The sequence below is a fragment of the Amycolatopsis sp. NPDC043885 genome, assembly GCF_056435685.1.
In genome coordinates, this window is sequence record NZ_JBWKEA010000016.1 from 129,390 (window position 1) to 142,559 (window position 13,170).

The 13,170-nt window shown below is 70.1% G+C and carries 12 protein-coding genes and 2 riboswitches; of the genes, 7 read left to right on the forward strand and 5 right to left on the reverse strand.

Translation table 11 applies throughout. From position 1 onward, the window contains the following. Positions 1 to 52: 52 nt before the first annotated feature. A riboswitch (cobalamin riboswitch) is annotated at positions 53 to 120 on the reverse strand. Between the two features lie 127 nt (positions 121 to 247). Continuing rightward, positions 248 to 361: riboswitch (cobalamin riboswitch) on the forward strand. A 30-nt stretch (positions 362 to 391) separates the two neighbouring features. Beyond that, on the forward strand, positions 392 to 1,396 hold the full coding sequence (locus AC069I_RS33825) for a peptidase (RefSeq protein ID WP_478229615.1): 1,005 nt from the start codon (positions 392 to 394) through the stop codon (positions 1,394 to 1,396). A gap of 184 nt (positions 1,397 to 1,580) precedes the next feature. Here AC069I_RS33825 and AC069I_RS33830 read toward each other — a convergent pair whose 3' ends face one another. After that, complete coding sequence (locus AC069I_RS33830; protein WP_478267215.1) at positions 1,581 to 3,947, reverse strand: helix-turn-helix transcriptional regulator; 2,367 nt, start codon at positions 3,945 to 3,947, stop codon at positions 1,581 to 1,583. 48 nt (positions 3,948 to 3,995) lie between these two features. Continuing rightward, complete coding sequence (locus tag AC069I_RS33835; protein WP_125682130.1) at positions 3,996 to 4,592, reverse strand: QsdR family transcriptional regulator; 597 nt, start codon at positions 4,590 to 4,592, stop codon at positions 3,996 to 3,998. Between the two features lie 141 nt (positions 4,593 to 4,733). Here AC069I_RS33835 and bdeA point away from each other — a divergent pair, with 141 nt between their 5' ends. The 6 genes from bdeA to AC069I_RS33865 are packed head-to-tail and all read left to right on the forward strand — an operon-like array spanning position 4,734 to position 10,309. Continuing rightward, on the forward strand, positions 4,734 to 5,591 hold the full coding sequence (gene bdeA / locus AC069I_RS33840; protein ID WP_478229617.1) for a bis(hydroxyethyl) terephthalate hydrolase: 858 nt from the start codon (positions 4,734 to 4,736) through the stop codon (positions 5,589 to 5,591). A 59-nt stretch (positions 5,592 to 5,650) separates the two neighbouring features. After that, complete coding sequence (locus tag AC069I_RS33845; RefSeq protein ID WP_478229618.1) at positions 5,651 to 6,421, forward strand: ABC transporter ATP-binding protein; 771 nt, start codon at positions 5,651 to 5,653, stop codon at positions 6,419 to 6,421. After that, a complete protein-coding gene (locus AC069I_RS33850) occupies positions 6,408 to 7,112 on the forward strand; it encodes an ABC transporter ATP-binding protein (protein ID WP_478267216.1) in 705 nt (234 codons plus the stop codon). The genes AC069I_RS33845 and AC069I_RS33850 overlap by 14 nt, the downstream gene beginning before the upstream one ends. Positions 7,113 to 7,123: 11 nt before the next feature. Then, positions 7,124 to 8,002, forward strand: a complete 879-nt coding sequence (locus AC069I_RS33855) for a branched-chain amino acid ABC transporter permease (protein WP_478267217.1) — start codon at positions 7,124 to 7,126, stop codon at positions 8,000 to 8,002. A gap of 1 nt (position 8,003) precedes the next feature. Beyond that, positions 8,004 to 9,005, forward strand: a complete 1,002-nt coding sequence (locus AC069I_RS33860) for a branched-chain amino acid ABC transporter permease (protein WP_478267218.1) — start codon at positions 8,004 to 8,006, stop codon at positions 9,003 to 9,005. After that, entirely contained in the window at positions 9,002 to 10,309 is a 1,308-nt protein-coding gene (locus AC069I_RS33865; protein ID WP_478267219.1) for an ABC transporter substrate-binding protein, read from the forward strand. Before AC069I_RS33860 ends, AC069I_RS33865 begins: the two co-directional genes overlap by 4 nt. 1 nt (position 10,310) lies before the next feature. On the opposite strand, the gene fahA is transcribed toward AC069I_RS33865, so the two are convergent. The 3 genes from fahA to AC069I_RS33880 all read right to left on the reverse strand — a co-directional run bounded on the left by fahA (position 10,311) and on the right by AC069I_RS33880 (position 12,939). Beyond that, positions 10,311 to 11,486, reverse strand: a complete 1,176-nt coding sequence (fahA, locus tag AC069I_RS33870) for a fumarylacetoacetase (protein ID WP_478229622.1) — start codon at positions 11,484 to 11,486, stop codon at positions 10,311 to 10,313. Then, complete coding sequence (locus tag AC069I_RS33875) at positions 11,483 to 12,325, reverse strand: hypothetical protein (RefSeq protein ID WP_478267220.1); 843 nt, start codon at positions 12,323 to 12,325, stop codon at positions 11,483 to 11,485. The genes fahA and AC069I_RS33875 overlap by 4 nt, the downstream gene beginning before the upstream one ends. A gap of 80 nt (positions 12,326 to 12,405) precedes the next feature. Further along, entirely contained in the window at positions 12,406 to 12,939 is a 534-nt protein-coding gene (locus AC069I_RS33880) for a MarR family winged helix-turn-helix transcriptional regulator (protein WP_340688211.1), read from the reverse strand. Positions 12,940 to 13,170 lie beyond the last annotated feature (231 nt).

The following is a 13,170-nucleotide window of genomic DNA, read 5'->3' on the forward strand; positions in this document are numbered from 1 at the left end:
CGCCGCGGTCACCCCTGTTTATCGCGACAGTGGTTCGTTCATCCGCCCGTTCGGTATCCCGGCTCGCCCTGGTGAAGGGCCCACGGTTGCGCGACAGCGCCGGATTTCGACCGGCTTCCCCGTCACGGGCGGCGGTGTGCAGTTGTCGAGCCGATCGAGGTTAACACTCGATCACCTCCGGCAGGCACCGCTGACCAGGTCGGTTGCCAGGATCACATCGAAACTCGCGCTCTGGCGGTACTCTTCGGTTCATCCGATTCAGCGCGGTCGTGGGGGAAGTCCGGTGAGAGTCCGGCGCTGTCCCGCAACGGTGTGCCCTCCAGGCGAGCCCGGTCACCCACGTCGCGCGGTGTCACCGACTCCTGTCGTGGAAATGCGGGAAAGGGTTCTCATGAGACGTTTGGTTTTCGCTGTCGCCCTGCTGTGCGGCCTCGGGCTGGCCGCCGCTCCGGCGGCGGCCGCGGCCACCCACAACAAGGCGGACGCCGCCGCGGGCTGGCTCGCGAGGCAGATGGCCGACGGGGAAAGGTTCGAGGCCGACTTCGGCGGCCAGAAGTTCCCCGACCAGGGTTTGACGATCGACGCGATCTTCGCGTTCGCCGCGGCCGGGGTGTCGGACACGAACGCGGGCAAGGCGATCACCTGGCTGGCGAAACCGGAGATCACCACGGGCTACGTCGGCGGCGGCACCGAGGCGTACGCGGGCGCGCACGCCAAACTGCTGCTCGCCGCGCAGGTTCGCGGCAAGAACCCGGCGTCGTTCGGCGGCGTCGACCTGAAGGCGGGCCTGCTCTCGCTGCTCACGCCGTCCGGCCGGTTCTCCGACCGCTCCGAATACGGCGACTACTCCAACGCCCTCTCGCAGTCACTCGCCTTGCTGGCGCTGGACCGCACCGGCGACGTCCCGGCGCAGGCCGTGACGTTCCTCGCGGGCACCCAGTGCCCCGACGGCGGTTTCCCGCTGAACTTCGGCGAAGCGACGTGCACGAGCGACGTCGACGCGACCGCGACGGTCGTGCAGGCCTTGCGCGCCACCGGTGACCCGGTGAACGCCGGGGAGGGCACCTCCTGGCTGGTCACCAAGCAGCACCCGAACGGCGGCTTCGGTTTCTCCACCAACGCGCCGAACGCGAACAGCACCGGTCTCGCCGCGCAGGCGCTGGCCGGGCACCGCCCCGCCGCCGCCGTCAAGGCGCGGGAATTCCTGCGGTCACTGCAGACCGGCTGCGCCGGCGCCGAGGCGGACCGCGGCGCGATCGCCTACGACGCCACGGGCCTGAACCCGTCGACCGCCCCGCGCGCGACCGCGCAGGCGATCCTCGGCCTGGCCAGGGTTCCGCTGAGCGACCTGCACGGCGGCGGGCGTCCGCAGGCCCCGGTCCTCGCCTGCCCGTGACGTGAGACTGGCCCGTAACTCGCGTGCTCAGAGACGGAACACGCGTGCTTGAACGCCGAACTCGCGTGCTCAGAGACGGAACTCGCCGCGCGGACCTCCACGCGGCATATTACGCCTCCAGGCACGCGAGTTCCGCCTCTGAGCACGCGAGTTCCGCCTCCAGGCACGCGAGTCACGAGCAGCGTCACTCGCCGGCGGCGACGCGGCGCGCGAGTTCCACCCGGGACCGCACACCCAATGCCGTGAAGATGTTCCGCAAGTGGTGATCCACCGTGCGATGGCTGATCACCAGCCGCCGCGCGATCTCCTTGTTCGTCTCCCCCGCCGCCACCAGGCGGGTGATGGCGTCCTGCTGCGGTGTGAGGCCGGCGAGCGATCGGTGCGGCGAGTCGACGGTCTCGCCGGTCGCTCGCAGCCCGGCCCTTGCCCGTTCGGCGAACCGGGTCGCGCCGACGTTTTCGAAGCCCCGCAAGGCATCGCGGAACTGGTCGCGGGCGTCCCGGGTCCGTCGATGCCGTCGCAATAGGGTGGCGTAGGCGAGCCGGGTCCTGGCGAGTTCCATCGCGCCGCCCGCCCGCCGGTGCGCCTCGATGGCCAGGACGAAACGCTGTTCCGCCACACCGGGATCCGACGCGGTCAGCGCGTGACAGCGGTGGCTCAGCGCGAGCCAGCAGGGTTCCGCGCCCGCGAGGGTCCAGCGGTCGAACACCTCCAGCGCGGCCAGTGCGCGTTCGGGTCGCCCGGCACAGACGGCCGCCTCGACGAGTTGCGGGGTGGCCAGCACCCGGATCACCGGCTGGTCGCCGGAGACACCGGAAGCGAGGTCTTCGAGCCTGCTCAACGCGTCGTCGGGCCGGTCTTCGGCCAGGTCCAGACAGGCGTTCGCCCACGCGGCGACCGCGGCGGGCCTGCCGAGACCGCGTTCGGCGATGCCTTCGGCCGCTTCGTCCAGCTCCGGTACGCGGTCGCCGAGCAGTGCGGCGGCCAGCCCCAGCAGCGTCAGATGCTCCATCCGCAGGTTGTGCGGTGCCCGCAGGCCGTCGCGGGACGCCGCCCGCGCACAGGGGATGCGGTCGAGCGCGATGGCCGAAAGCGACAGGTAGATCAGCGCCCACGGCAGTTCCGCGTGGCGTTTGCCGAGCCGCGCGCGGCTCACGGCCGCGGCCGCGTATTCGTGCGCCTGTTCGGCATGCCCACGGGCGAAGGCCGCTTCGGCGGCCCAGACGGCCCCGGCGACGTCCGAGCCGGCCATCCCCTTGGCGACAGCGTCCTTCAGCGGAGTGACGGCGTCCTCGTGACGTCCGGCGTAAACCGAGGTCAGACCGTGGAAATGCGCGGAGACCAGCCCGTCGCCCGCCGGGACCGTCCTGGCGAGGGCCCGGTAGCCGCTCAGGTCACCACCGAGCCTGCGCGCCTCACCCGCCAGCAGGAGCGCGCCCGCCGGATCGGGCAGCAGTTCCGCCGCCGCGCCCAGTTCGTGGGTGGCGACGGCGGGATCGCCGTCACGCAGCTCGATCTCCCCGTGCAGCAACGCCACCGCGCCCGGTTCAGCGTCCACTCTGGACAGCAGCAGCCGTGCCCACCCAGGTCTGCCCGCCTGCCAGGCCGCGTCCGCCGCGGCCAGCAGCCGGGTCGCCCGTGTGGCCGGATCGGCGGTCAGGGCGGCGGCGCGTTCGAGCTGCCGGGCCGCGGCCGCGTGATCCACCGCCGGTGCCGCGGCGAGCGCGTCCGCGAGTGGCTCGGACGGCGTGGCCGTCGCCATCGCGCGATGCCAGAGCGCGTCGGGCCCCTCCTCGGCGGAGGCCAGCCGCGCGTGCGCCGCCCTGCGGTCGGCCGGGGACGCCGCCGCGTACCAGGTCGCCTTCCTCGCGGAGAAGTCCATACAGGTGGCGAGAAAACGGAGCCGTTCGTCGAGCCGCATCGCGTCGAGCTCGGCCGCGTAACGAGGCAGGCGCTCCGGCAGGATCGGCGAAACCGGTTCCCGCCCGGCCGCCTGAGCGGGTGTCAGCGAAGCCGCCAGCGCTACGAGATCGGCCGGGTTCCCGTCACCCAGTTCGACCAGCTGCGGGCGCACCCCGGCGGGCACGCCGCGGTCACGCAGCACCTGATCGGCGGCGGAAACGGGCAACGGCGGCAGCTCGACGGAGTCGAATTCGTCGGATCCGGATCGCGAGGCGAGCACCATCCCGACCGGCGCTCCCGCCAGTCGCCTGGCGGCGAACCCCAGCGCCGCCAAGGACTCCGGATCGACCCAGTGCGCGTCGTCGACCCAGCAGATCGTCGGCGCCGAAACAGCGCCGAGCCGGTCTCGTGTCTCCGCGCCGCTGGAGACCGGCGCACCGAACATCCGCTGCAGGGCGCCGTAGGGCAGCTCGCTTTCCGCTCGCAGGCCCCGCACACCGACGAGGCGAACGCCGAGGGTGGCGCGCAGCTCGGTGAGCAGGGCCGATTTGCCCAGGCCTTCCGCACCGCGGACCAGCACGGCACGCCCGGCGACCGACCTCAGCCCGCCGAAGAGGTCGTCCCTCCCCCGCAGCGGGTACACAGGCATCGGCGCCTCCTCGAGATCCCTCTCGATGAAACACCAGGCGCAAGTGTTTCACAAGGTCCTGCTCGGCACCCGTCCTTCCACGAGCGCTCCGAGCAGCGTCGACGCCGCTTCGAGATCGGGGGTCCGGGAGGCGAGGACGTCCGAGTACAGGAACGCCTCCCCCAGCCGCACGATCGCGTAACACAGGCTGTCCAGGCTGACCGCGGGCACGAAGCCGCCGTCCTCGACGTCGCGGCGAAGGAGCTCGACGTGTGCCGCGATCACTCGCGGCTGGACGCGGCCGTCCGGGTCGGTCAGCAGCCGGATCGCCAGCACCGGCTCGTCGTCGAGGAAGCGCCGGAACCCGGCACTCGCCGCCAGCACGGACCGGTACTCGCGCATGATCGAAAGACAGCGCAGTTCACCGGCCGCGTTGCGCACCACGTCGCCCTCTTCGCGCTCCCAGGTGCGCGCGGCGGCCGTCAGGGTGCGCTCGGACAGGTAGTAGAGGGCATCACCGAGCAGGTCTTCCCGGTTTCCGACGCGGCGGAACAGGGTGCTGCGCGAGATGCCCAGATCCTGGGCGAAGGCGGAGGTGTCGACGCGGACGCCGCGATCGATCCACCGCGCCGCGGTGCGGACTATGTCCTCGGCTGAGGGGTTCACGATCGCCGATCGTACGGGCGACCGGCCCGGCGGGAACTCCTCGCGGATCAAGACTGGCGATTTCACCGATGCAGCCCACTCCGGCCGTTTGCCACAGTCCATCACCACGGACCGTGTTCAACGGCGAACGGAGACGGCACCATGCGTAGTACGACCCGGATCCTTTGTGGACTGGCCACTGTCGCGGCACTCACTGTCGCCCCCGCGGCCTACGCCGCCGAGAACCCCTACGAACGAGGACCCGACCCGACGGAAAGCAGCATCGAAGCCTCCCGCGGCTCGTTCGCGGTATCCCAGACTTCCGTGTCGAGACTGGCCGTCACCGGCTTCGGCGGCGGAACCATCTACTACCCCACCAGCACCGCGCAGGGCACGTTCGGCGCGGTCGCCATCTCGCCGGGGTTCACCGCGACCCAGTCGAGTATCGCGTGGATGGGCCCGCGGCTGGCGTCGCAGGGCTTCGTGGTGTTCACGATCGACACCAATACGATCTACGACCAGCCCGACAGCCGCGGTGACCAGCTGCTGGCCGCGCTCGACTACCTGACCCAGCGCAGCACGGTCCGGTCCCGCATCGACACCACGCGGCTCGCGGTGGCGGGCCACTCGATGGGCGGCGGCGGTTCGCTCGAAGCCGCGCAGGACCGGCCGTCGCTGCAGGCCGCGGTGCCGCTCGCGCCGTGGAACACGCAGAAATCCTGGTCCTCGCTGAGGGTGCCGACGTTCATCATCGGCGGCGAGTCCGACTCCGTCGCGCCGGTGGCGTCGCACTCGATCCCGTTCTACACCAGCATTCCCGCTTCGGCGGAGAAGGCGTACATGGAGCTGGACAACGCGAGCCACTTCTTCCCGAACACGGCGAACACGACCATGGCCAAGTACACGCTCTCGTGGCTGAAGCGGTTCGTGGACAACGACACCCGCTACGAGCAGTTCCTCTGCCCCGCCCCGGACGACCGCACGATCAGCGACTACCGGGACACGTGTCCGCACGCCTGAGTGTCATCGGTCCCGGCGCGCCCGCGCCGGGACCTCCTCTCTCCGTTGGGAGTTCTTGCGTGACCCTGTCGACCTTCGAGATGTCCGGCGTGTCGGTGACCTTCGGTGGTCTCGTCGCCCTGTCGGACGTCTCCCTGACCGTCGCGCCGGGCCGGGTGCTCGGGGTGATCGGCCCGAACGGGGCGGGCAAGACCACCCTCTTCAACGTCGCGTGCGGTTTCGTCCGCCCGGATACCGGCACGCTGACCTGGCGCGGCACGGAACTACGGCGGCTGCGCCCGCATCATCTCGCCGGCCTCGGCATCGCCCGCAGCCTGCAGGAACTCGGCCTGTTCGACCGGATGACCGTGCTGGAGAACGTCCTCGCGGGGGCGGGCAGGCACGCGAAATCCGGCTTCTTGTCCTCGTTGCTGGGGTGGGCGAAGGACGAGAAGGCGCTGGCCGAGCGCGCAATGATTCAACTGGATGCCTTCGACATCGCCGACGTCGCCCATCGCTATCCCGCGAGCCTTCCTTACCCGGTACGGAAGCGCGTCGCGCTGGCGCGAGCGCTGGTGAGCGAACCCGACCTCCTGCTGCTCGACGAACCGGCGGGCGGCCTGTCGTCGGCGGAGATCGCCGAGGTCGGCGAATTGGTCCGCGGGCTGACCGAACGCATGTCGGTGATGCTCGTCGAGCACCATATGGATCTGGTGATGGGCGTCTGCGACGAGATCGTGGTGCTGGACTTCGGCAGGGTCATCGCCCGCGGCACCCCGGACGAGATCCGCGCGGATCCGGCGGTCCAGGCGGCCTACCTCGGCGAGGAGGTGGCCGGTGCTGACCGTTGAGAACCTTTCGGCGAACTACGGTCCGGTGCGCGCGCTCGATTCCGTGAGCCTTTCGGCCGCGGAAGGCGAGATCACCGCGGTGCTCGGCGCGAACGGCGCGGGCAAGACCACCTTGCTGCGCACCATTTCCGGACTCGTGCCGCCGTCGGGCGGCGGTATCTCGCTCGCGGGCCGGGATCTGAGCCGAGTGTCCACAGAGGACCTTCCGGCGCTCGGGCTCGCACACGTCCCCGAAGGCCGCGGCGTGCTGGCCGAACTGACCGTCGAGGAGAACCTGCGGCTCGGCGCGCTGGGGGCACGCGGCCGCGCCACGGCGGATGATCTGCGCCGGATCTACGACCTCTTCCCGGCGCTGGCCGACCGCAAGAACGGTCTCGCGCACGTCCTTTCCGGCGGGGAACGGCAGATGCTGGTCATCGGCCGCGCGCTGCTCTCCCGGCCGAAGGTGCTGCTGCTGGACGAACCGTCCTTGGGGCTCGCGCCCCGGATCGTGGCGCGGATCTTCGGCCTGCTGCGCGGTCTCGTGCACGACGAAGGACTGGCCGTCGTGCTGGTCGAGCAGAACGCGCGCAGCGCGCTGTCCATCGCCGACCACGGCGTCGTGCTCAACCTCGGGCAGGTGGTCGTCCGGCGGGACGCGGCCGCGCTCGTCGCGGACGACGACCTCCGGCACTCCTACCTCGGATTCTGAAAGGGAGCCCTGTGCAGCAACTGCTGACCACCGCGCTCACCGGCCTGACGCTGGGCGTGGTCTACGCCGCGTTCGCGCTGGCGCTCGTGCTCATCTGGCGGGCGACGCGGATCGTGAACTTCGCGCAGGCGCCGATGGCGATGATCACCACCTACCTGGCACTGGTCCTGATCGACGCGGGCTGGTCGTACTGGGCCGGTTTCGCCGTGGCCCTCGCCTCGGGACTCGTGCTCGGCGCGCTGGTGGAACGGTTCGTCGTCCGGTTCGTCGACGGCAAGGCCGAGATCAACGCCGTCATCCTCACCCTCGGGCTGTTCATCGTGTTGCACGCGCTGGCGGCGCTGGTGTTCGGCTCGCGGTACCGGTCGTTCCCGGCGCCGTTCGGGCTCACCGGGTTCCAGGTCGGCGACACGACGATCGCGCTGACCGGATTCGGCGTGTTCACCATCGCCGCCGTCGGCGTGGTGCTGATCGGGCTCGTGCTGCTGTTCCGCGGTACCGATCTGGGCCTGCGGATGCGGGCCGCGGCCTTCGACCGGGAGGTGGCCCGCCTGCTCGGCGTGCGGGTCGGGCGGATGCTCACCTTGGGCTGGGCGCTGGCCGCGCTCGCCGGTTCGCTGTCCGGTCTGCTGATCGCCGGCGGCGGTCTCGTCCATCCGTCCTATATGGACGGTGTGGTGGTGTACGGTTTCGTCGCCGCGGTCCTCGGCGGGCTGGACAGCCCGGTCGGCGCGGTCGTCGGCGGCGTCGTCCTCGGCCTGTCGTTGAGTTTGGTGAGCGGCTACGTCGGCTCGGAACTCGTCCCGCTCGCCGCGCTGGCGCTACTCATGGTGGTGCTGCTCCTGAAGCCCGGTGGCCTGTTCGCGAGCATCCGTGAACGGAGGGTCTGACGTGCCACGCCGCTCTCTGCTGGGCGCGCTCGCCGCGCTGCTCGTCGTCGTACTGGTACTGGAGAACTCCGGGCCGTTCTTCACCTCGCAGCTCACCACGATGGCGTACTTCGCGATCGCGGCGGGCGGCCTGACCGTCCTGACCGGACTCAACGGGCAGCTGTCGCTCGGGCACGGCGCCTTGATGGCCGTCGGCGCCTACTCGACAGCGCTCCTGTTGAAGTCGGAATTCCTTCCGCTGCCGGTGATCCTGGTGCTGGCGATGGTGATCACGCTGGCCGTCGGAGCCCTCGTCGGCGTCGCCGCGGCCAGGCTGCACGGGCCGTATCTCGCCGGCGCGACACTCGCGCTCGCCGTCGCCGTTCCCGGGATCCCGTTGTTCTTCGGTGAAGTGCTCGGCGGTGAGCAGGGCTTGCCCGTGCGCATGCCGGAAATCCCCGGCCGGCTGGCGGACGCCGCGTACTTCGTCACCGGCAAGGAACTCACGTCGATCCGTTATCTCGCCTACCTTTCGTGGCTCGCGGTGATCATCGTGTTCGTGCTGCTGGCGAACCTGTCCCGCGGCCGGGTCGGACGCGACTGGCGAGCGGTACGCGACGAAGACGTGGCCGCCGAACTGGCCGGGATCGACCTCGGCCGCACGCGGGTGCGGGCGTTCGTCGTCAGCTCGGGATGTGCGGGGCTCGCCGGAGCGCTGATGGCGTTGTCGGCGCGGCTGGCGGCTCCGAGCGGGTTCGCGCTGACGTTGTCGCTGCTACTGGTGTCCGCGGTGGTGCTCGGCGGTCTCGGGAGCCTGACCGGAGCGCTCGCCGGCGCCGCGCTACTGACCTTCCTGCCGCCTCTGGTGACCGGCGCGGGAACGGATCTTGGCCTCTCCGACGTGCAGGCCGCGCATCTGGCGCCGTTGATCTACGGCCTGGTCACCGTCCTGATCGTGCTGCTCGCACCCGCCGGTCTCGCCGGCGGGCTGCGGAAACTCATCCATCGGAGGAGAACTTCATGAAACGCTGGACCAAGGCCGTGGCCGTCTTCCTGGCCGTCACGGTCACCTCCGCCTGCGGCGCGGGCGGCAGACCCGAGGGCGAGCAGAAGGGCTCGACGGTCGGCGTCACCGACACGACCATCAAGATCGGCGCGCATTTCCCGCTGACCGGCGTCGCCGCGCCGGGCTACAGCGAGATCCCGAGCGGTCATCAGGCCTACTACGACTACGTGAACGCGAACGGCGGCGTCAACGGCCGCAAGATCGAGTTCGTGGTGAAGGACGACGGCTACAACCCGACCACCACGAGCGCGGTCACCGACGAACTGGTGCTCAAGGAGGAGATCTTCGCGATGGTCGGCGGCCTCGGCACGCCGACGCACAGCGCCGTCGTCGATTTCCTGAACAACTCCAAGGTGCCGGACCTGTTCGTGTCGTCGGGTTCGCTGCGCTGGGGCGACGATCCGAAGAAGGCGCCGTTCACCTTCGGCTGGCAGCCTGACTACGAGATCGAAGGCAAGATCATCGGCGACTGGGTGCGGAAGAACCTGCCGGACGCCAAGGTCGGCCTGTTCCTCCAGGACGACGACTTCGGCCGCGACGGCGAGAAGGGCGCCCGGCGGTACCTCGGCCAGCAGATCGTGGAGGTCGCGAAGTACTCACCCGGCAACACCGACATCGCGCCGCAGATCGCCAAACTCAAGGCCGCGGGCGTGGATCTGGTGCTGGGCTTCACCGTTCCGTCGTACACCGCGCTCTCCCAGCTGGCGTCGCTGAAGATCGGTTTCAAGCCGAAGTGGGTCTACAGCAACGTCGGCTCCGATCCAGCGCTCGTCGGTTCACTGCTCGCGCGGTTCTCCGAAGGCAAGGTCACCAACGGCGCGTCGCTCATCGACGGCGTGGTCACGACCGAGTACCTGCCGGGCGTCGACGCGCCGGACAACGCGTGGACAAAGCTGTGGCAGAACGTCTGGGAGGCGCACGGCAAGGGCGGCGACCTGACGAACTACCGCATCTACGGGATGGCGCAGGCGTACACGTTCGTCCAGGCGTTGCAGGCGGCTGGAAAGGACCTGACGCGCGAGCGCCTCGTCGAGGTGATCCAGCAGTCCGGGAAGACGTTCGAGGGACCGGGTCTGGCGCCGTTCCGCTACTCCGGCGACAGCCACCTCGGCATCTCCGGAATGTCGGTGGTCGAGCTCAGGGGAGGCGTCGGCAAGGAACTGACGCCGGTACTGGTGACCGACCTCGGCGAGGCCCCCATCAAGGCGGACGACTCCGCCGCTAACGACGGGCCGCCGCCCAACGGGATCCCCGGTAGCTGAGTCACCCTGCGGGCAGCACGCGTCCCCGCACCTCGCCGAACCCGATCCGCGAGCCGTTCGCCCCGGGCGCGGTCCCGGTGATCACGACCTCGTCGCCGTCCAGCAGGAAGGTGCGCTCCTCCCCCTTGACCGTGAGCGGTTCCTTACCGCCCCAGGACAATTCGAGGAACGCGCCGCGCTGGTGCTTCTCCGGCCCGGAGATCGTGCCGGAACCGTACAGGTCGCCCGTGCGCGAGGAAGCGCCGTTGACCGTCAGGTGCGCGAGCATCTGGGCGGGCGACCAGTACATCTCGCGGAACGGCGGGCGGCTGACCTCCTCGCCGTTCCATGCGATGACGAGGTCGATGTCGAGCCCCCACGGGTCGCTTTCCCGCAGGTACGGCAGCGGCTCCGGGTCCGTCTGGCCGGGCAGGGGGATCCGCGCGGTCTCCAGCGCCAGGATCGGCACGACCCAAGGAGAGATCGACGTCGCGAAGCTCTTGCCGAGGTGCGGGCCCAGCGGGACGTATTCCCACGCCTGGATGTCGCGGGCCGACCAGTCGTTGAGCAGGACCGCGCCGAAAACGTGGCGGGGGAAGGAATCCGGGTTGATCGGGTTGTTCAGCGGGGTTCCGGTGCCGACGATGAAGCCCATCTCGGCCTCGATGTCCAGCCGCGTGCTCGGCCCGAACACCGGCGCCGCTTCGGCCGGGGCCTTGCGCTGACCGCTCGGGCGCACGATGTCCGTACCGGAGACCAGGACCGTGCCGGACCGCCCGTGGTAGCCGACCGGGAGGTGCTTCCAGTTGGGCAGCAACGGTTCCGCGTCGGGGCGGAACAGCCTGCCGACGTTCGAGGCGTGGTGCTCGGAGGCGTAGAAGTCGACGTAGTCCGCGACCTCGATCGGCAGGTGCAGGGTCACCCGTTCGATCGCGTGGACCGCGCCATCGGGGACCTCGCCGGCGACCAGGTCGCGGATCCGTTCGCGGACCGCCACCCAGCGGTCGTATCCCTGCGCCATGAACGGGTTCAGCGTCGGCGCGGCGAAGACGTCGTCGCCGAGCGCCGCGGCCAGGTCGAGAACGGAGTCGCCGACGCGCACGCCGACGCGCGGGGAATCGCCGTCGACGGAGAAGACGCCGTACGGCAGGTTGTCGATCCCGAACAGCGAGCCTGCGGGGATGTCGATCGTGGTCATGCCTCTCCTCGGGGCGCCTCGAGCAGGCCGAGTCCGGCCAGTTCGGTCAGGGGGTCGGTGATGCTGCAGGTGCCGAACGACGTGAAAGCCGCGCGGAGGGCGGCGACGCGATCCGCGTCCAGTTCCCGGAGCCGCTCGGCGATGACGGCGCCGTCCCGTTCGGCGAGAACGGCTTCTGGGTCGCCATCGGTGTGGACGGCGTCGGTGGCGAGCATCAGGTTGAGGAAGCCGTGCTGTTCGAAGCCGGTTTCCGGATCGGTGTTGCGGAGGGCATGGTGCAGCCCGGCGGTGGCCTTGAACGGAACGCCCGCCCCGACGGCCGCCCGCACCGCGGCGGCGAGTTCCGCTTCGCCGGGGTACAAGTCGGCACGGACGCCACCGGTGCGGAACTTCGCGTGGCGACCGGTCCCGGAAAGAGCGGTCAGCAGCGGGACACGTCGGTCGTCGCGCGGGATTTCGACGAAAACCGGTGCGGTGGCACGGGAAATCGCGGCGAGCACCTCGTCCGGGCCCATCCCTTCCGGGACGGCGATCTCCAGCGCGTCGAGTTTCACCGGCAGTGACGCGACGGCTTCGAGCACGCCGTCGAGCTGCGCGGGCCCGCCGGGCAGGGTCACCGAGACCGGCAGCGGAGTCGCCCGGTCGCCCAGCACTTCGGCGAGGTCGCCGAGCGCGGTGGCGGCGACCACCAGCGGCCCGACGAGGTCGGCGTACCAGGCGGAGACGTGTTCGTCGTGCGCCGCGACGGCGTCCGGCAACGGGGCCAGCCCCGGCGGGAACACCGCGGCGTCGTCGCACAGCCCGGCGAAGAGCGCGGGAATCCGTCCGCCGTCCACCATGGTCTCCTCCTCGCCGATTTAGTTCACGCTTTTACTATCCATCGAGCAGCGTAGTCCGGTCTTCCTCGCGACGGGAAGGCCTACTTGCGGCTCCGGGTGCCGAACTCGGCGCGGCTCGTGATCAGCTTGCCCAGCAGCATGACGAGGATGCGCTGTTCGGTCTCGGTCAGCGCGTTCGTCCAGCCGAATTCGCGCTCGTTGTGCTCGCGGAACACCGAGACCATCTCCTCGTGCCCCGCCTCGGTCAGCGACAACTGCACCGAACGGCCGTCCCGTTCGTCCGGGACGCGGTGGAGCATCCCCTCCGCGACCAGCGTCTTGACCAGATTCGACACCGCCGCCCGGCTCATCCCGGTCAGCCGGGCGGCACTGGTCGGTTCGAGCGGACCGGCGAGCCAGACCACGAACAGCAGCCGGAACGCCGACCACGACCGGCCGCGCGGCCGGTGCACCGCGGCTTCGAGATCGTAAGTCACCAGGTCGGAGGCACGATTGAGGGTCAGCAGGACCTCGGTCGCCAGCTGGTGCCGGAAGCCGTACTCGTGCGCGAGCCGCCGGTTCGCCAGCGCCACGAACGACCAGAAGTCCAGACCGGCCGCGTCCACGTCTTCCATCGCCGAACACTAACCCCGCACCGCGAAAATGGTCAAAGTCGAAAGTATCAAAGCGTAGTCGACCAGTGACTCAGCATCGGTACAGCTGGTCGTGAATGGCGATTCGGGTCAGGGCCGAGAGCGTCTTGGGTGCCTACTGGATTTGGCTGGGGCTGATCATGTGTCCGTGAAGGCCTCCTTGCCTACCCTGAAGGTAGTGAAGGAGGCCTTCACGGACCTTCAGGGTCGCTG